Origin of the sequence: uncultured Algibacter sp., assembly GCF_947490405.1 — a bacterium.
Lineage (GTDB): Bacteria > Bacteroidota > Bacteroidia > Flavobacteriales > Flavobacteriaceae > Algibacter_B.
In genome coordinates this window covers 778,544-797,176 of record NZ_CANLGU010000002.1, presented here as the reverse complement: position 1 = coordinate 797,176, position 18,633 = coordinate 778,544, and the positions used below count along the sequence as shown (strand labels likewise).

The 18,633-nt window shown below is 28.6% G+C and carries 15 protein-coding genes and 1 tRNA gene; 6 read left to right on the top strand and 10 right to left on the bottom strand.

Translation table 11 applies throughout. The annotated features are described in order from the left end of the window. Positions 1-489 precede the first annotated feature (489 nt). The 5 genes from Q0772_RS07420 to Q0772_RS07400 form a co-directional block, all read right to left on the bottom strand. Positions 490-2,040: a hypothetical protein gene (locus Q0772_RS07420; protein WP_298342234.1), complete on the bottom strand. Its 1,551-nt coding sequence runs from the start codon at positions 2,038-2,040 to the stop codon at positions 490-492. Positions 2,041-2,051: 11 nt separating this feature from the next. After that, complete coding sequence (locus Q0772_RS07415) at positions 2,052-2,876, bottom strand: matrixin family metalloprotease (protein ID WP_298342232.1); 825 nt, start codon at positions 2,874-2,876, stop codon at positions 2,052-2,054. A gap of 105 nt (positions 2,877-2,981) precedes the next feature. Beyond that, positions 2,982-3,266: a helix-turn-helix domain-containing protein gene (locus Q0772_RS07410; protein ID WP_298342230.1), complete on the bottom strand. Its 285-nt coding sequence runs from the start codon at positions 3,264-3,266 to the stop codon at positions 2,982-2,984. Then, entirely contained in the window at positions 3,259-3,798 is a 540-nt protein-coding gene (locus Q0772_RS07405; RefSeq protein WP_298342228.1) for a hypothetical protein, read from the bottom strand. The genes Q0772_RS07410 and Q0772_RS07405 overlap by 8 nt, the downstream gene beginning before the upstream one ends. Before the next feature lie 3 nt (positions 3,799-3,801). Next, complete coding sequence (locus Q0772_RS07400; RefSeq protein ID WP_298342225.1) at positions 3,802-4,467, bottom strand: hypothetical protein; 666 nt, start codon at positions 4,465-4,467, stop codon at positions 3,802-3,804. 90 nt (positions 4,468-4,557) lie between these two features. On the opposite strand from Q0772_RS07400, the gene Q0772_RS07395 reads away from it, so the two are divergent. Beyond that, positions 4,558-4,794 carry a helix-turn-helix transcriptional regulator gene (locus tag Q0772_RS07395; protein ID WP_298342222.1) on the top strand — a complete coding sequence of 79 codons (237 nt, stop codon included), beginning with the start codon at positions 4,558-4,560 and terminating at the stop codon, positions 4,792-4,794. Positions 4,795-4,871: 77 nt separating this feature from the next. Here Q0772_RS07395 and Q0772_RS07390 read toward each other — a convergent pair whose 3' ends face one another. Both Q0772_RS07390 and Q0772_RS07385 read right to left on the bottom strand, forming a co-directional pair. Next, positions 4,872-5,312: a JAB domain-containing protein gene (locus tag Q0772_RS07390; protein ID WP_298342219.1), complete on the bottom strand. Its 441-nt coding sequence runs from the start codon at positions 5,310-5,312 to the stop codon at positions 4,872-4,874. A gap of 60 nt (positions 5,313-5,372) precedes the next feature. Continuing rightward, positions 5,373-5,765 carry a hypothetical protein gene (locus Q0772_RS07385; protein ID WP_298342216.1) on the bottom strand — a complete coding sequence of 131 codons (393 nt, stop codon included), beginning with the start codon at positions 5,763-5,765 and terminating at the stop codon, positions 5,373-5,375. Between the two features lie 313 nt (positions 5,766-6,078). Here Q0772_RS07385 and Q0772_RS07380 point away from each other — a divergent pair, with 313 nt between their 5' ends. Genes Q0772_RS07380 through Q0772_RS07360 form a run of 5 tightly spaced genes read left to right on the top strand, consistent with a single transcriptional unit; the run spans position 6,079 to position 15,818 of the window. After that, entirely contained in the window at positions 6,079-7,545 is a 1,467-nt protein-coding gene (locus Q0772_RS07380) for a DUF2779 domain-containing protein (RefSeq protein ID WP_298342213.1), read from the top strand. Between the two features lies 1 nt (position 7,546). Beyond that, positions 7,547-9,112, top strand: coding sequence for a site-specific DNA-methyltransferase (locus Q0772_RS07375; RefSeq protein WP_298342210.1), 1,566 nt, complete (start codon positions 7,547-7,549; stop codon positions 9,110-9,112). Positions 9,113-9,121: 9 nt separating this feature from the next. After that, complete coding sequence (locus tag Q0772_RS07370) at positions 9,122-11,800, top strand: DEAD/DEAH box helicase family protein (protein ID WP_298342207.1); 2,679 nt, start codon at positions 9,122-9,124, stop codon at positions 11,798-11,800. 15 nt (positions 11,801-11,815) lie between these two features. Then, entirely contained in the window at positions 11,816-14,566 is a 2,751-nt protein-coding gene (locus tag Q0772_RS07365; RefSeq protein WP_298342205.1) for an AAA family ATPase, read from the top strand. Beyond that, positions 14,559-15,818, top strand: coding sequence for a restriction endonuclease (locus Q0772_RS07360; RefSeq protein WP_298342203.1), 1,260 nt, complete (start codon positions 14,559-14,561; stop codon positions 15,816-15,818). Before Q0772_RS07365 ends, Q0772_RS07360 begins: the two co-directional genes overlap by 8 nt. Before the next feature lie 323 nt (positions 15,819-16,141). On the opposite strand, the gene Q0772_RS07355 is transcribed toward Q0772_RS07360, so the two are convergent. The 3 genes from Q0772_RS07355 to Q0772_RS07345 form a co-directional block, all read right to left on the bottom strand. After that, a complete protein-coding gene (locus tag Q0772_RS07355) occupies positions 16,142-16,900 on the bottom strand; it encodes a hypothetical protein (RefSeq protein ID WP_298342202.1) in 759 nt (252 codons plus the stop codon). A gap of 212 nt (positions 16,901-17,112) precedes the next feature. Beyond that, positions 17,113-18,324 (bottom strand): site-specific integrase, encoded by a 1,212-nt coding sequence (locus tag Q0772_RS07350; RefSeq protein ID WP_298342200.1) that lies wholly within the window; start codon positions 18,322-18,324, stop codon positions 17,113-17,115. Between the two features lie 177 nt (positions 18,325-18,501). Continuing rightward, positions 18,502-18,574, bottom strand: a tRNA-Met gene (locus tag Q0772_RS07345). Positions 18,575-18,633 lie beyond the last annotated feature (59 nt).

Below are 18,633 nucleotides of genomic sequence, written 5' to 3'. Positions count from 1 at the left end.
CAAATACTCTTTAGTATTTCCAAAAACCTGTTTTATCTTTTTATTGAGGCACACTTTCTACAGTCATATTCAAATTATCAACTATATAGGCGCCTAAATTTCTACCTTGGCTTACACCAACCTCAACTGCAGCTCTATAATGTATACCGCCATACATTCTACTTATAGCAGCTTAATCTGCTGGTACGATATAAATTTCAATTTAATTATACTTTAAAATTCTAAGCCATATGTCATACTTAGAAACTAAACCTCTTATATTTTATTTAAAATCTAATATCAATATAATTTTATAGAATAAAAGTAAAAAGCCTTCACAAAAATGTGAAGGCTTTTTTAGTAGCGGGAACTGGACTCGAACCAGTGACCTTCGGGTTATGATTATCAATAGGTTACATTTATTTTAAATTTAGGTATGCCTAAAAGTGCACCTTTTTTCTACCACTAAACTTAATTGCCTTTTACCACCAATAGAAGAGGTGTAATAGTCTATTCTGTTTTGAACTTTGAAAAATTGTAAGTTAAACTCAGAAACCATCCAAACTTAGGAAATGCTTTAATAGTTGGTGGAGATTCTGGCAACTCACTTTTATTATATTCTACGTCAAATTTATAATTTCTATCTAATATTATTGCCTCTCTCATAGTTACACCTCCTGTAATAACTAACCTGTTTTTTCTTCCAAATATAGCTGATGCTCCCAAGTGAAAATTTAATCCATCCAATTCTGATGTTGTACTTAACCCTGGGCTTATAGCCCAATTAACCTTCTCTCCTTGTCTATAGTAAATATGCATTAATGCTCCTATTGATAACATTAACCTATCTCCTCCATCTTTAGATTGTATGATTGAAGTAGTGCTATCAACAGGTTTGTACTGTATTTCTCTACCAAGGAAGTCATCATTACCTCCATTGAAAAAGATTCCTGAGCTGAAATCTACTTTCCATCCTCCTTTAGTTTTCAAGGTTTTTAATAAAACAACTTCATTGTTCTTATCACATTTAAGAAGACTATCAGATGATATTTTGATATCAAATTTAACTTCATCTTCTTTTACTTTTATTGGCTTACTCTTATAAGTAAAATTTGATTCATTAATGAGGTTACAATTATCTATAAGAACTTGTATATTATTTTCATCTTTATATTTACGCATTTCTGCAACAAGTTCATTTGCCTTTGACTTTAACGATTTTAATGATTCTATATAAACCTTTGATTTACTCACATCATCAATTAGCACTTTATAAATTACATAAGCCTTAACATAATTTGCATGAGTTTTCGGCAAAGGTTTAGCTTCCCATTTGTAAATGTCTAAATTTTTCTTTCCTATCTCTACATTTATAGCTTCAATTACCTTAGGCAACAATTCATTAATCTTATATGATGAAGTTATAACAGAGTTGATAATGGTATTTACAGCCTCTTTTAATTCATTCAACTGATGACTTTTATCATCTGAAGTATCTCCTGTGAAATTTTTAAGCAACCCTATCAATTCATTATTAATTGAAGCATAAGACTTGTCACATGAAACATATAAATTTTTTATATCATTATTCAAATTCACTAACTTTTGAAATTTTATATACTCCGTTTTTATTTTCTCTACTTCATTTTTATAATTATCTTCCCCTGACCCAGTAGGCAATGACTTCAAACCATCTTTAACAACAGAGCCATCTTCAATTTCAGGGAGAGACAAATTCAAATAAGAAGGAATCTTAATCCCTTTAAAAATTTCTGGCAATTTTGTGTTATTATCCTGCTGAGTAATTGCACTAGTTATTTTGTACAAGCCTCTATTGATATTTTCAATCCTTACAATATACTTTTTGCCATGTTCTACTTCTTTAATGTTCCATTCAAAATCATCAATTGACAAAAAATCTATTTTAATTTCCTCTACATTAGAAGTCTCTTTTTCACTATTAGCTTCATTATCTTTTTCTTTTACCTTATTTTGAGCAAATGATGAGCTTAAAATAAGTAGACAGCTTAGGGTAATGATTTTTTTAATTAAATTCTTCATAGTGTAACTTTTTAAAATGGATAAAAAATATTAATAGTTTTCTTGTCTAGTTTTGAAAGTTCTCTTGGCCAAGGAATTGATACCCCATTTTTAGTCAGAGAATCAGGAACAGCATATATCATAATAGATTTTGAATCAAACTTACTATAGTCATCTGTTATGATTTTCTTAAAAATGTTTTTATTAACCTTAACTGAATCCCATTCATAAATCTTCTCGTAATATTTATATACTTTTGATGAATCCCATTTAATAATTGCTTCAGGATTCTGCAATTCATGCTCTAAACCTATAGCATGACCAAACTCATGCAATACAACTCTCTTAAATTCTGTATCTGTTCTTTTATGTAGATTTTGAAGATAAATTGTTGGTTTACCTAAAAACTTATACTCCTCAGCTTCAATCCCAAGAGCTGAAGCATAGCCCTTCTTTGCTAAAAAAGACACTCTCAAATCTGATTCATAAATAGAAGATGTTAATTCAAACTTGATATTAGAATATCTTGACCACGTATTTGCAGTTTTTACAGTTTTATCCATTAAATCTTCATCCTCTACATCAACAAAATAGACTAATAATTTATTCTTACCCCATTTATACGGTGTATTTAGAACTAATTGAACTCCTAATGAGTCAATATCAATCTTATTTAAGGATGTAGGTGCAACACCACAAGGAAATTGATAAGTGTTTTTTTCTCTATCATTTACTATTCTCCAAACCATATAAAGAAAGAATAACAACAAAATAAGAGTATATGTATATTGTTTTTTCACCCTGTCAAAATAGATAATACTTAAAAACGACAAAATCCCCAATAATGGGTATTTCATCTTAATTCAATAAATATTTAGCTATTAACTACAATACAGAGGGAGAGATTTTCTGTACTTGAGTTTAAATGTAAGTATTATCCTTAACAATACAAAGTATTGTATTTAAATCTTATTGATTTTAATCAATGTATTTTCAATTTCACTTCTCTTGTAATAAACTCTGTAACCAATTCCATAACTATTTAGCTTACCCTTTTTTGTCCAATTCCACAATGTAGTTATATTAATTTTTAAATAATCTGCAACTTCTTGACGCGTCATTAACTCTTCTTGTTCTTTGGGTTGAAAATTCTCCTTTATATTTTTAAGTTCTTTCTCTACAGAGGATAATTTCTCTAAAACAGTTTCCATAGCTTTTGGCAAATCCTCAAATTTCAAATTATTCATATCTATCTATTTTATCAATATCAAGTTGGCAATATATTTTTAAAAACTCAATTGTGTATTTAAAATCACCTCTTTCAACAAAAAGGTTTTCAGAATTATCTTTTATTAAAAAAACTTTTAAATGGTTTGTCTTTAATGAATAGTTTAAATAATCAACAAAAAAACTAACATATTTATCTCCCCCAAACCTTTTGTTTTTAGACAACCATTTACCTACTTTTTGAGGCTCATTTTCAATACCCTTATAAATAGCCATTTCTTGCTTGAAGTAGTTTTCGTTTTGATGAAAACATGATAGCTTTTCAAGTGCTTCATATAAGTACAAAAACTTTTCTTCTTCTGATGGTGGATTTATCAATGATGGTAAAACAACTTCTTCTTCATTTAGCAAAATAGTATTTTTATAATCTTCAATTGATTTAATATGATGATATGCCTTTTCATATTTCAATAACCACCATTCAATCTTGGCCATAGTGTAAATACCATCAGAAGAAAGAGTACTAAGTTCTTTTAGTTTGATACAATACAAGTTTTAATCAACAAAACTGATACTTTCAAATAGCTTCACTACATTTTGAGAACCAACAAGATAAGAAAGAGTAAAATAATAGTCATTGTGCCTAGTACTCATTATTACCATTTCTGATTGTTTTTCATTATTAAATTCTGATTTATAAACTTCAACAAAAAACAACCTCTCTTTTATTATTCTTTCATATTTCTTTCTTAGTTTTAAGGATATACCTGCTTTTCCAAGATTTTTAATAATCTTTTGACTTTGATACTCTGTATAGTCTTCTAACTCATTGAAATCATTTATTGTTCTAAATAGTATATTAAAATAATCTACACCCATAGTTAATTGAAGCATTCCTACTTCATCATTATTTTCAATAGGTTTACTGACAATTTTCCATCCCTCAATATCTATTCTTAAACTTTTAACATACTTGATATTCTTATCTTGTTGAATTTCATTAGTATTATTTTTAATCTCTTTCTTTTGATATTTATTTAAAGTGTTTTCTATTTTTTCTCTATTCTCAGGGTTTGAATACCACTCATCATTTTCTTTAGCCATTTTTTCTCCTGAGTATCTTATTATAGGAATAGCTATTAAAGCTCCAACTATTATTATCATCAATATTGATATTGGCAATATTTTCTTAAATAATATTTTAATCTGTGTCTTATTCATAATGAGTTATTTAAATAAATTAAAACTTGCCATATATGGCATTAAATCAAACAAATATAAACCATTTCTTGACTTGTCAAATATGTCAAGATGGAAAAATCTGAATTATTAAAAATTGTGGGTAAAAGAATTAAGGAAATTAGAGAAGATAAAGGACTTTCTCAAGTTGATTTGGTTGGTAAAATAGATGGTAATATTGATACCACCAATATTTCAAGAATTGAATCTGGCAGAACCAATCCTACTATATTTACACTACATAGGATAGCAGAAGGCTTAGATGTATCATTACAGGAAATAATGAATTTTGGTAAACCTGAAAATTAAAAAAAACGCTATTAATTAATATCTGTAATTTTTTAAAGTTTAAGATTTAACTTGTTTAAGACTAGTATTTAGCTCATTCACATTAACAATTCATCTGCAAAACTAAAATATGCACTCCTTGTAATTATTAAATGGTCAAGTAGTTTAATATCTAAAAACTTACCAGCCTCTATTAACTTTTTTGTAATATTCTTGTCAGCTTCACTAGGCTTTAAATTTCCTGATGGATGATTATGAGCAATAATAATATTTGAGGCACTACACTTTAAAGCTACTCCAAATACTAACTTTGCATCAATTACAGTTCCTGAAACTCCACCTTTTGATAATGGGTAAACTCCTAAAACTTGATTATTCCTATTTAAGAGTAATACTTTTGCTTCTTCCTGAAGTTCAATAGTTTTCATAGACCAACAGGAAAAGAATAGCCTATGTGAATCAATACTGTTTTTAATCTGCAACCTTTCTTTATTGGCATTGGTATAAGACACCTGTATTTCTGAAATATTTGTTTCCATATCTTAAAAATTAAAATGTCCAAAATTTATAAAGCAGTATATAAATTTTGGACATAATTATTACTCCACTCCATTACTTGAAAATGCTTCCTGTGGGTTTTCAAACTTCACAAAATCATCTATGGTTGATGAACTCAATGCCTCTCCTTCTGATGGTTCTTCAGGAATGTATTCATACTTATGAGTAAGTGTCACCTCTTCATTAGTATCAGGGATAGTGTACTTATAAGGTTCACACTTAACTTTTTGAATCTTCCCTTCTAATTCTGTACCTATCAATGAAGCACATGTTTTCTCTGTAAACGTTGATGAAATAAAGGTCTTTCTAGCTGTTGCGTAGAACTTGCCAGTTTCTTGGCTTTTTACAAATTCTAATGAACCTTCAAGCTCTAAAGCATAGAAAACTTCTCCACTCTCAGATTCTCTCTTTTGAAATGTTACAATTCTTACCATTGTTTTTAAATTTTTAAAATTGATTAATATTATTTTAGTGGTTTGTCTTGCACCAACAAGCAAAGGAGCAACTATCAACTTGATTCTTATCTTGGTGGCATAAAAAAACACATCTTATTCACAAAGGGGTGGGGAAGCCCATTTGCTCAAGTATGGGTGGGGGCTTTATTGAGGTATATCAGGCTAACACTAATAAAAGAGTTAGAAAAATTTTAAAAATAATTTTTTATTGGTAGTATTATTTCTACATTTATAAACTCTCCCTTATTTACTTAATAGCAAAGTAATTTTTTAATTAAATAGTAGGTATTCTATGCAATTAACCAAAACTAATTTTATTCAGTATTTAAGCTGTCCTGAATCACTCTGGCTATTAAAAAACAAAGAAAATGAATATCCTTTTGGTGAATTTTCTTTGTTTCAAGAAAAATTAAGAAATGAAGGGTTTGAAGTAGAACATTATGCTCAATTATTATTCCCTGATGGGTTAAGACTTGATGAATACATTGCACCAACAGCAACAAAAAAGGAATTAGATAAAGGTTTGAAATTCTATTTTCAACCTTCATTTGAAACTTCTAGAGGGGGCTATGCAGTAATTGATATTTTAGAAAGAAGTGATAATAACACATGGCACATTTATGAAATAAAGTCCTCAACTTCAATTAAGACAGACTCAAAACATAATCAAATAAAAGATGCCTGCTTTCAAAAGTATGTAATGACTGAAGCAGGATATACTGTTTCAAAAGTTTCAATTATTAATCTTAATAAAGGTTATATCAAAAATGGAGATATTAACCCTTCTGAATTACTTGAAATAGTAGATATTACTAATGAAGTAAATCAGATTTATTCAGAAACAGTAAATGAAATAAACACAGCTTTTAATTTCTTAAAAAAGGACATCAGTATAGATAGGTGTTCTTGTATTGAAAAAACTAGAAGTAATCATTGTGATGCTTTCAACTATTTTAATTCAGAAATTGATGAACATAATATTTATGAATTAAACAGAATCAGTGTTAAAAAAATTAAAGAGTTAAGGGAATTAGGAGTTTCAAAAATAAAAGACATTCCTGATAATTATAATCTTACTGCTAAACAGCAGTTACAATTAGTATCAAACCAGAAAGAAGAAGCAGTTTATGATTTAAAAGAGATTAAAAACACTCTTTCTGAGCTTAAATTCCCATTACACTTTATTGACTATGAAACTTTCCCAACAGCAGTTCCAAAAATAGATGGTCTAAGCCCACATGAACAATTAACATTTCAAGTTTCAATACATACTCTTCTTTCTGATGGTACTTTAAAACATTATGAATATTTATCTGACTCATTAGAGTTACCAAAAAAACTAATTGAATATATGGAGAGTATCACTGGACTAACAGGAACATTTGTATCATGGCATGCTAGTTTTGAAAAAGGCAGAAATGATGATATGATGAGACTATTCCCAGAGCATAAACCTTATTTGGATTTTATGAATACAAATATGTTTGATTTAGAAACCATATTTACACAATACTATGTTGATTATAGATTTTTAGGAAAGACTTCAATTAAAAATGTACTACCAGTTTTAGTACCAGAACTCTCATATAAAGTCCTAAATGTACAGAATGGAACAGAAGCATTAGATACTTGGGGGAGATTAGTATTAGAACCAGAAAAAATAGAAGACAAAGAATCAGTTAGAAAAGACTTGTTAGAGTACTGTAAATTGGATACATTGGCTATGGTAAAAATTTATGAAAAATTAATAGCATTATAACATGCCAACACTTAACTGGATAGGAAAAGAAAAAGTAATAAACCATCATCAAGATGTACCTTATAAAATACTTGAACCACAATACACATTTAGTGATGGTAAAGAAAGTAAAAAAGCTACTTCTGGAAACAAGATTATACATGGAGATAACCTAGAGGCTTTAAAAAGTTTGCTACCAGAATATGAAGGTAAAATTAAATGCATCTATATTGACCCTCCATACAATACAGGAAATGAAGGTTGGGTATATAATGATAATGTAAACCATCCTAAACTAAAAAAATGGTTAGGACAGGTAGTTGGAAAAGAAAGTGAAGACCTTAGCAGACATGACAAATGGCTCTGCATGATGTACCCTAGATTAAAACTGCTACATAAACTATTAGCTAATGATGGAGCTATTTTTATTTCTATTGATGATAATGAACAAGCTAACCTAAAATTAATCTGTGATGAGATTTTTGGTATTGGTAATTTCTTGACAACTTTTATGTGGAAAAGGAAAAAAGAACTATCTAATGACTCAAAAAATATATCTATACAAGGAGAGTATATTTTAGCTTATTCTAAGTCAAAAGAAACTCAATTATTGTTTGAAGATTTATCAAAAGAATATATCGAAAAAAGCTACAAAGATAAAAATGATGAATTTCCACTTGGTAAATGGAGACCAGTACCAATTACTGTCTCTAAAGGTTTATCAGGTGGTGGATATGAATATGAGATTAAAACTCCATCAGGAGACAAACACAATAGACTATGGGCTTACCCAGAAGAAAGTTACTTAAAATTGATTGAGCAAAAAAGAGTTTATTTTGGAGTTAACAAAAAAGGAATACCCCAAAGAGTTATTTATGCACATGAAAGTAAAGGGCAACCAACAACAAATTATTGGGATAATGTTATAACTAATAAAGAAGGCAAAAAAGAAATAATACAACTTTTTGGAGGTAATGATTTTAATACTCCTAAACCTGTACTTTTAATTTGTAAAATATTAAAAATATCAACAAACAAAAACTCCATTATTTTAGACTCTTTTGCAGGTTCAGGCACTACTGCACATGCTGTTTTAAACCTAAACAAACAAGATGGAGGTAATAGAAAATTTATTTTGGTAGAAATGGAAGACTATGCCAATACTATTACCGCTGAAAGAGTAAAAAAAGTTATAAATGGTTATGGAGAAGATAAAAAAGTAATTGAGGGTACAGGTGGAGATTTCATTTATTATGAATTAGGAGAGCCATTGTTTAAAGCAGACAAAATGCTTAATGAAGATGTACCTCTACCTAAAATACAAGAATATGTTTGGTATACAGAAACCAAGGAATCTTTTAAAGCACAAGAAGAAAATTACTTGTTAGGAACAAAACATGATACTGCATACTATTTCTATTATGAAAAAGAGAGTTTAACCACCTTAGATGAAAGTTATTTAAGGACTCTAAAAACTAAAGCACAACAATATATTGTTTATGCAGATTTATGTTTACTAGACCAAAAACTAATGGATAAGTATCATATAGTTTTTAAAAAAATACCAAGAGACATTACCCGATTTTAAAAAAATAGCATGGAATTAAAACCATATCAACATACAGTTATTAAGGACTTAGAGAAGTTTTTGGAATATACCCAAAAACAACCTACACCTGCAAAAGCATACAACCAGTATTGGGAAGATAAATTAGGAATGCCTTATACACCACAATTAGATGGCTCTTTTGAAGGTATGAAACCTTATAAAGATAATATTGCTAATGCAGTACATATAGCCATAAAAGTACCAACTGCTGGTGGTAAAACATTTATAGCAGTAAACGCCTTACATAGTATCAATAAGAATTTTAATAAAGGGAATACTAAAGCAGTAGTATGGTTAGTGCCTTGGTCTAACTTATTACAACAAACTGTAAATAATTTATCTAACCCCAATCACCCCTATAGAGAAAAATTAAATACACTATTTGGCAATAGAGTTGAAGTTTATGAAAAAGACCAATTATTACAAGGTGCAAACTTCAATCCTACCTCTGTAACAGAACAACTCAATATTTTTGTGTTCAATTTTAGTAGTTTACGTATTAATAGCAGAAAAAAGGATGATAGAAAAGTATATCAAGAAAATGGTGCTTTAGAGTCTTTTAGAAATACTATTGTAGATAAAGATTTAGTTATTCCAGACACAGATGAAACTGCTTTAATCAATGTTATTAGGAGTTTAAATCCTATTGTTGTTGTAGATGAAAGTCACAATGCTGAAAGTGATTTAAGTGTTGAAATGCTCAATAACTTAAATCCATCATTGGTGCTTGATTTAACTGCTACACCAAAAGAAAATAGTAATATTATTTCTTATGTAAATGCCTTAGCTTTAAAAAAAGAAAACATGGTTAAACTACCAGTAGTAGTCTATAACCATCACAAGAAAGAAGAAGTTATTACTAGTGCATTACACTTGCAAAGAAAGTTAGAATTAATTGCCAATGAAGAAGAAAAGCAAACAGGTAAATATATAAGACCTATTATCTTATTTCAAGCACAATCAAATATTAAAGGTAAAAACAATACCACTTTTCAAAAAATAAAAGAGCAATTAGTAAAACTTCAAATACCAGAGGAACAGATAAAAATTAAAACTAGTGGCATTGATGAGTTAAAAGGTATAAACTTGAATGCTAAGGATTGTAAAGTAAGATATATTATTACTGTTAATGCCCTAAAAGAAGGTTGGGATTGCCCTAATGCATATATACTAGCATCTTTGGCTGATAAATCTTCAGCAGTTGAAGTAGAACAAATTTTAGGTAGGGTTTTAAGGCAACCTTATGTAGTAAAGCATCAAAATGCCCTACTTAATATGTCTTTTGTACTTACTGCTTCTTCAAAATTCAATGATACTTTGGAGAATATTGTAAAAGGTTTACAAGATGCAGGATTTAGTAAGGATGATTATTATGCAGAAGAACAACCAGAAGAAGAATTAACTCCTAATGAAATCTTAACTCAAGATTTATTTGAACAAGAACAATCAAAACTTGATGACATTCCAAAATCTGATGAAGATTTTAATGTAGCAGAAATACAGTATAACCCTAATGAAGAAATTACCTTAGAAAACATAGAACAAAGTAACCCTTTATTAAGTACCATCACAAAAAAAGCTGAACAACAAGGAAGAGAGTTTGAACAAAAAGTAAATGATTTAGAAATAGATGACACCACTTCCATATTTACTGAAGTTATGAAAACAGCACCTAAACATTACTCTATTATTGAAGAGTATCAAGAAAAGGCAAAAAGTATTAAACTCCCTCAATTCTTTATTGAGAAAAAAGATGATTTGCAAAGTGGTCTGTTTCCAGAACTTAATGAAGAATGGCAACTATTACATAAAAATAGTTTATTAGATGGTTTTAAACTATCTAAGTATAATACAGAAGTAACTTTTGATGAAATTTCAAAAGATATTATTGCAGTTGACTTTGATGAAACCAAAGGAACTGCTACTGTAAAAAACTTCAACAAAAAGGCAAAGGGTATTTTAATAGACAATATTTTATCCACACCTAAAGAATCTCAAATTAACCAGGTAAGTAGCATAGTAGTTTCTAAATTGGGAGATATGACACCTATTAAGGAACAAGAACTAAAAAAGTATGTCAATAGAGTTTTTGATAATCTTACTAATGACCAAATAAGAGATATAGTTGAGAATGATTTTATTTATGTAAAGAGAATTAAAGATAAAATCAACCAGCTATCAAGTGCCTATGCCAAAGAAAGATTTAAAATACTTATTGATAGCAATAAAATTGTAGTAAGAGATAGTTTTGCATTTCCAGAAAAAATAACACCTTTAAGTTTAAGTACTAATATCAACAAATCTCTCTATGAAAGAGAGGGTAAAATGAATAACTATGAGCAATCTATGATTTTGGAAGTTGCCTCATTAGATAATATTGTGTTTTGGCACAGAAATTTTGAAAGAGGGAAAGGCTACGCTTTAAATGGCTATAGTTCTAATCATTATCCAGACTTTATACTTTACACTAAAAAAGGGAATATTATTCTATTAGAAACCAAAGGAGATGATAGAGTAAATGAAGATAGTAGGAGTAAAAATATTTTAGGTAAAACTTGGGAAAAATTAGCAGGGGAAAAGTTTAAATACTTTATGGTTTTTCAAAGTCAAAAAGTAGAGAACACCTATACAGCACATAGTGTTATTGAAGTTTTAAAAGGATTGTAATATTTAGAGTGATATATGATTGAAAAATTAATTGAGACCACACTTGAATCTGAACAAATTAAAGCCCTCATAAATGACAAGAGTTATTATTTTCAACACCTTCTGGATGTTAAGGACAGATATTTAAGCCATGTAGTCTCTGAAACTACTATTCAATCCATTTATGACAATTATTTAAATAATAAAACTAATATTAGTTTTGAAAAATTTGTAGCTAACCAAGGGGATGGTGATAATGAATTTTTTAATATTCTTGGAGAATTAATAAGCTATCTAGACTTAAATGCTTCTGGTAAAAAAAACTGGAATAAATACGATGATAATAGGGTTGTTGCTAAAGCTGGTGTGAGACAAACTCATTGGATAAATCATTTAATACTTTTAAAAAAAGACCCAAATCATAAATTACCTGACAATATAAAAAACGCATTGGATTATGCCATTTCTCCAATGGATAACCTGACCATATTGTCAAACAATCACAGAAAGCTCATTTCTGAAATACTTCTAAAGAAAGTATATAATGAACAAACTTTTACTAATGATATAATAGAATATTTCAAAGGGTATAATATCACCCCTAAGAATAAAATGAATTACACTTATATCATAAGTTCAATTCCTTATTTTAAAGAAATTAAATCAATATGGAACCATGAATCTGAGTCAAAAAAAATGCCAGATACAGAAAAAATATTTTATCAATTTAATGAGTATTTAAAAAACAAAAACTATTCAGAAAGTTCAACTAAAGCATATTTAGGTTCTATCAAAACTCGAACCCCTATTCTATATGAAGAGAAGTTTAAAACTTCTTTCTCTTCATTTAAAATTAACCAAGAAGAAATAGAAAAGCTAATTAAAATCACCCATATCCCTTTTGATGGAAATTTTAAAGGAAAGTTGACATTCAGAGATTTTTTAAATGGTTTATTAAAAAATAAAAAAGCATCAAATATGGAAGAAAATATTTTTGATTTATTTGAAGCATATTTAAAGGAACATAGAGCTTCAGAAATATCACCATCAACAATAACTGCATACTTAGAGGTTGCTAAAATACACATACCAACAAGTTGGAAAGAAACATATGATGAAGATTTCGATGACTTTGAATATGATTATTTCAATTTAAAGAAACTGAGAAGAGTAACCTATTCAAAGGGCTTTTCTGGTCAAATGTCTTTTGGGTGGTTTGTGAATGATTTAATTGAAAAACACAGAACTCACATTCCACTTAATCAAATTCTTTATGGACCACCAGGAACAGGAAAAACATATAAAACAAAAGAAATTGCCGTAAATATTATTCTGGGTGAACAAGACAGGAGTAGAGAAGAAATTTTAGAATTATATGATGACCTAAAAAATCAAAAACAAATCAGCTTTGTTACTTTCCATCAAAGTATGAGCTATGAAGATTTTGTTGAAGGCATAAAACCTTTCACCAATGACAATCAAAAATTAAGTTATGATGTAAAAAAGGGTATATTTAAAGAAATATGTGCAAGAGCAAAAGGTGTTTCTGGTTCAAGAATAATTAATAGTGGAGTAGATTTCCCAAAAGTTAATTATCATAAAATGAGTTTAGGTGGTAAGAACAGATACCAAATTCATAAATGGTGTATTGAAAACAATAAAATTGCTTTAGGTTGGGGTGACAATGAAGATTATACTACTTATACTAAAATTAATGATTGGAAAAAATTTAGAGATAAATTTACAGAAGAATATTCACATTTAGTTGAAAGCTCAAGATTTCATATACAAGCTATGTTTGCTTTTCAAAACATGGTAATTGGTGATGTTGTAGTTATATCATTAGGAAATCATATAATTGACGCTGTTGGTATTGTTGAGGGTGAATACGAATATGATGAGAATAATGAATTTGGTTTTCATCATTTAAGAAAAGTTAGATGGTTAGCAAAAAACATGAATGCTTCTCCTGAATTATTTCTTGATAAGGAAATTTCTCAAATGTCTATTTATGAATTTAATAAACAAGATGTAAAAATTGAAAAATTTATAGAATACTTTCATAAACAAGGTGAACCGAATAATATTAACCAAGATTATGTTCTTATTATTGATGAAATAAATAGAGGGAACATTTCAGCAATTTTTGGAGAATTAATTACTCTTTTAGAAGAAGATAAAAGAACTGAAGGAAAAGAAGAAATAACAGTAACACTTCCCTACTCTAAAGACAATTTTTCTGTCCCTAATAATTTATATTTAATTGGAACAATGAATACTGCTGATAGAAGTGTTGAGGCATTAGACACAGCATTAAGAAGAAGGTTTTCTTTTACAGAAATAAAACCTGATGGCAATATTTTAGAAATTGAACATAAAAAAAATGGAATTATTTCAATAAATCAAGATGATATAAACTTGATAGAACTATTAAATTCTATTAACAGTAGAATAGAACTTTTAATAGATAAAGACCACAAAATTGGACATTCTTACTTTATCAACGTGTTAAGTTTTGAAGATTTGGTTCAAGTATTTAAAGATAAAGTTATACCTCTATTAGAGGAATATTTTTATGGTGACTTTGGTAAAATTGGATTGGTCTTAGGTAAGGCTTTTATAAAATCCATTGAAAAAGACTCTACAATCAAGTTTGCTGATTTCAACTATGAAGACAAGGACATGTTATTAGAAAAAAATATTTATTGTTTTACAAATTCTAGTTCATGGACTGCTAAATCTTTTATATCAATATATGAAAACTCAGCTATAGCCTTAGATGATTAAAAAGAATTTCATACAGGTATTTGAATATCAGAAATTGAGATATGCTGAAAATGCTAATTTTAAAAAACATCATTTTGATGCTATGGTTAGGTTTAATGAAAAGAACCATAACAAGTACTTTACTATAATTCATAAAGGCATACAATTCAATAGTTATGTTGGAGTTATCCAGATAGGTGGGCTAACCATTGAAATTCTTCCCAAGGCTGACAGAAATAAGAATCCAGATAAAAACTTATGGCAAGGAGTCCTTCTAAATATGCTAAAAGTTTGTAATTATATTAATGTAGATAATGTCTCTGAAACAACCTTAAAGAAAAGGTACAACTCTATTTTGCAGGTTTATTTTGATATGTACTTAACTGAAATTGAAACCCTAATAAAAAGAGGGTTAATCAAAAAATACAGAAGAGTACAAAGCAACCAATTAGCATTAAAAGGAAAACTGTTATTTGCTAAAAACATTCAAAAAAACACAGTACATAAAGAAAGGTTTTATTGTGAACATCAAGTCTATGATAAAGACCATTTATTGCATCAGATTCTTTTTAAAGGATTAACAATTCTAGACAAATTAATCAATAATGGTTTAAGGGATAAACTTAATAGGGTGATGTTTGATTTTAATAGTTTCAAAGATGTCAATATCACAAAGAAACATTTTGAAAAAATAGTTCCTAACAGAAAAAATACTCCATATTCAAAAGCACTAGAAATAGCTAAAATGCTCATTTTAAATTATTCTCCTAATCTTAATTCAGGAAAAGATAATATGCTAACACTCATATTTGATATGAATGCACTCTGGGAAGAATATATTTATAGAATCTTACAAAAACACAAAGAGGAAAATACTACAGTCTCTTTCCAAAATAAAAAAGATTTTTGGTCAAGTGACACTAAAACCAAAACTATTAGACCTGATATAGTAATAATGGATTCTAATCATAAACCATCAGTAACTTATATTATAGATACTAAATGGAAGATTAGAGACTCAAACAATCCTGATGATGGAGATTTAAAACAAATATTTGCATATAATTTATATTGGGAAGCTGAAAAGAGCTTACTGTTATTTCCTAAAATCAATCAAGAAGACAGTAGTTTTGGCAACTATTATCAGCTGACTAAAAAAATGAATGAGAACAAGTGTAAGTTAGGCTTTATCAATATAATTGATAATAATTCTTTAAAAAGCAGTAAAATAATTGCAAGTGAAGTGTTTAAAAAATTGACTATCAATAGCTAAATAAAATTAACTTACTTTAAAACTAAGTTGATTTAAAATATATTCAACTTCATACAATACATGAAAGTATATCTTAAAAAAATACTTCTCTTGCTGTTGGTGCAAACAAATTTTACATAAATCATAAACATTACTGAAAAGTAGAGTTACACTTCTTCCTCAATCTTTTTTCTCTAAACTTCTGATTTTCACTAATGGAAATCCCCCAATAAAAGAGTATCTACTTCAAAAATTCTATTAAGCTATAATTAATAAAATAGCCAAAGGAAATCCATTGAAGGAGAATTAAAAAGAAAGAGAGGCTATAAGCCCCCCTTTCAATCTTACTGCATTATGTTTTTAATATTGCACTCATCTGATTCATTTGCAATATTCTTTGCCCTAGAGTCAGGTTCCAGATATTTTAAAATATCATGTTTAATATCCCATTCTGTCTCTTCATCCAAATAGATTTCAGGTATTAAATCAATAATTTTATCTGTATATAGAGTATAGTATGTAATTTGCCTTGGTTGACAATTAATTAACTCTGTTTTAATTTCAGAACTTAAAAACCCTAATCTTTTAAATTTCTTAATTATTGAAACAGCTCTATCCTTTCTAATTCCCATTTCACGGTTAATAGTTGGAAATGACAAAAAGAATGGAACAAATCCAAAATACCTATTCTTCATTACAAGAAACTCAAATAAAACCCTCTCATCACATTTGAATAAGTCACTATTGTAATTCTTGAACCTATTGAGACGTAAACCAAACATAGTAGCATAATCTACCACAACTAAATTTTCCCCAATACTGTCACACTCAAACAACTCATCTTGCTTGAGTATAATCTTTGAAAATTCACTCAAAAGTTGCTCATTTTTAACTTCACCAAAACCATCTGAAGAAATTGGCACCAACAAATATTTTGTACCAGTTCTTAAATTCTCTTCTTTGGTTTTTTCAAAATCATAAATTGGAACTTCAAAAAACTCTTCTTTTTCACTTTCATCAGTATCATAGTCTTTGTCTGATGGTAAATTTTGCTCAATGCAATCTTCTGGCTCTGTATAGCCATAACTCATTTTTTTAATCATTTTGATTAATTTTTTAAATAAAATAAATAATTACAAAACTCATCAAATATTAAACAATAGAATATTGTCTAATCGTAAATCCAAAACTCATCATGGAAATTTCCAAAAAGTGGAAATCTTAAAATGCCTACTAAAGTATAGGGCTTATCAAAACTCGCAGAAAAAAGGTTTACACCTTTTCAGGTACAAATGTATAAACATTAAGATAAATATTAACTATTTTTCATTTTTTTCTTTAAACGAAAAATTTCTTCACTAACTTTCTTCTGTACCACTTTACCATAAAATTTTTGTGTAATAGCCATTTTTGAATGTCCTAAAAGCTCACTCACAATTTCCATTGGAACATCATTATAAAGCAATACAGTGGTTGCAAAAGTCTTTCTGGCAATATGGTGTGTCAGCTTTTTTTTAAAGCCTAAAATCACTGCTATTTCCTTCAAATAGGAATTAAATTTTTGATTAGTAATAATAGGTAATATTCCTTCCTCTTGCTGGTACTTTTCAAGTATTACATTTGCTTGTGGCAATAAAGGCACACTTAGCAAACTCCCTGTCTTCTGCCTATACATTTTTATCCATTTGCTACCATCAAAGCCCTCAATAATGTGTTCATGGCTTAAAGCTGACATTTCAGCATAAGCCAATCCTGTATAGCAACAAAACACAAAGCAATCCCTTATTCTTTCTAATCTAGGATTATATGAAAAATCATGGCTTTCTAATTCTTGTAATTCATCAGAGTCAAGATAAACAACTTCAACTTTATATTTTTTAGGCTTGTACAAAATAAAAGGGTCCTTAAGTAAATAACCTTCAGCCAGAGCTAATTTGATAATTTTACGGAGTCTCTGTATAGACTTATTAATAGTAATTTGTTTATGACTAAGCTCTGACTTTAAGTAGAAATCGAAATCTTCAATAAATTTTAAAGTAATCTTGCTTAACAAAATGTCATTACGCTTATATTTAAAAGACAAGAAATTTGAAAGATGATTTTTAGCCTCAACAAACTTATAATAAGTTGACTTAGTGTATTCTTTACCAATAAGTTTGAACATGTTTTCATTATGAGTTTTAAACACTTCCATCAAAGTCTTTTCTTCATTAGTAGTTTCTCCTTTATACTTTAAATAAATATCTTCTACATCAAAAGGCTTATTATTAACCTGTAAAAACAAAAAAGCCTCATTAATCTTTTGACTAATAAGGCTCAATTGTAAATTGATATAATTGTTATCTGAATTAGGTGGTTTAGCTTTTTGCTCTTTACTGTACCAGTATTTAGGCACTATAAAAAAACCTGTTGAAAACACCTTCCTTTTTCCCAAGTAGGTAACTCTACACCTTATTGGGGATTTATTTTGCTTGTTAATTTTTACTCTATTGAGCAAAAACAACACTCTTATATTTTTGAAATTCATAATGTTACGTTTATAATATAGGGTGTACCTTTTTTATGAAAGGGTGTGCCTAAAAGTGTGCCTTTTGCTTGATGGTGTGATACAATCCTATAAAAAGTGAAGTATTAGTAAAACACAGTAACCCACAGATTTTACTGCATAAAAAAAGAGTAACCATTTCTGATTACTCTTTGCTAGTAGCGGGAACTGGACTCGAACCAGTGACCTTCGGGTTATGAGCCCGACGAGCTACCTACTGCTCTATCCCGCGATATTGGACTGCAAATATACAATCCTTTTTAGTTTCTGCAAGTATAAAATTAGAAAATA

Bases quoted from the DNA above. Each gene is read 5' to 3' on its own strand.
- Q0772_RS07410 (WP_298342230.1), bottom strand. From the start codon at position 3,266: ATGAATAATTTGAAATTTGAGGATTTGCCAAAAGCTATGGAAACTGTT.
- Q0772_RS07395 (WP_298342222.1), top strand. From the start codon at position 4,558: ATGGAAAAATCTGAATTATTAAAAATTGTGGGTAAAAGAATTAAGGAA.
- Q0772_RS07380 (WP_298342213.1), top strand. From the start codon at position 6,079: ATGCAATTAACCAAAACTAATTTTATTCAGTATTTAAGCTGTCCTGAA.
- Q0772_RS07385 (WP_298342216.1), bottom strand. From the start codon at position 5,765: ATGGTAAGAATTGTAACATTTCAAAAGAGAGAATCTGAGAGTGGAGAA.
- Q0772_RS07415 (WP_298342232.1), bottom strand. From the start codon at position 2,876: ATGAAATACCCATTATTGGGGATTTTGTCGTTTTTAAGTATTATCTAT.
- Q0772_RS07390 (WP_298342219.1), bottom strand. From the start codon at position 5,312: ATGGAAACAAATATTTCAGAAATACAGGTGTCTTATACCAATGCCAAT.
- Q0772_RS07350 (WP_298342200.1), bottom strand. From the start codon at position 18,324: ATGAATTTCAAAAATATAAGAGTGTTGTTTTTGCTCAATAGAGTAAAA.
- Q0772_RS07375 (WP_298342210.1), top strand. From the start codon at position 7,547: ATGCCAACACTTAACTGGATAGGAAAAGAAAAAGTAATAAACCATCAT.
- Q0772_RS07400 (WP_298342225.1), bottom strand. From the start codon at position 4,467: ATGAATAAGACACAGATTAAAATATTATTTAAGAAAATATTGCCAATA.
- Q0772_RS07360 (WP_298342203.1), top strand. From the start codon at position 14,559: ATGATTAAAAAGAATTTCATACAGGTATTTGAATATCAGAAATTGAGA.
- Q0772_RS07370 (WP_298342207.1), top strand. From the start codon at position 9,122: ATGGAATTAAAACCATATCAACATACAGTTATTAAGGACTTAGAGAAG.
- Q0772_RS07365 (WP_298342205.1), top strand. From the start codon at position 11,816: ATGATTGAAAAATTAATTGAGACCACACTTGAATCTGAACAAATTAAA.
- Q0772_RS07355 (WP_298342202.1), bottom strand. From the start codon at position 16,900: ATGATTAAAAAAATGAGTTATGGCTATACAGAGCCAGAAGATTGCATT.
- Q0772_RS07420 (WP_298342234.1), bottom strand. From the start codon at position 2,040: ATGAAGAATTTAATTAAAAAAATCATTACCCTAAGCTGTCTACTTATT.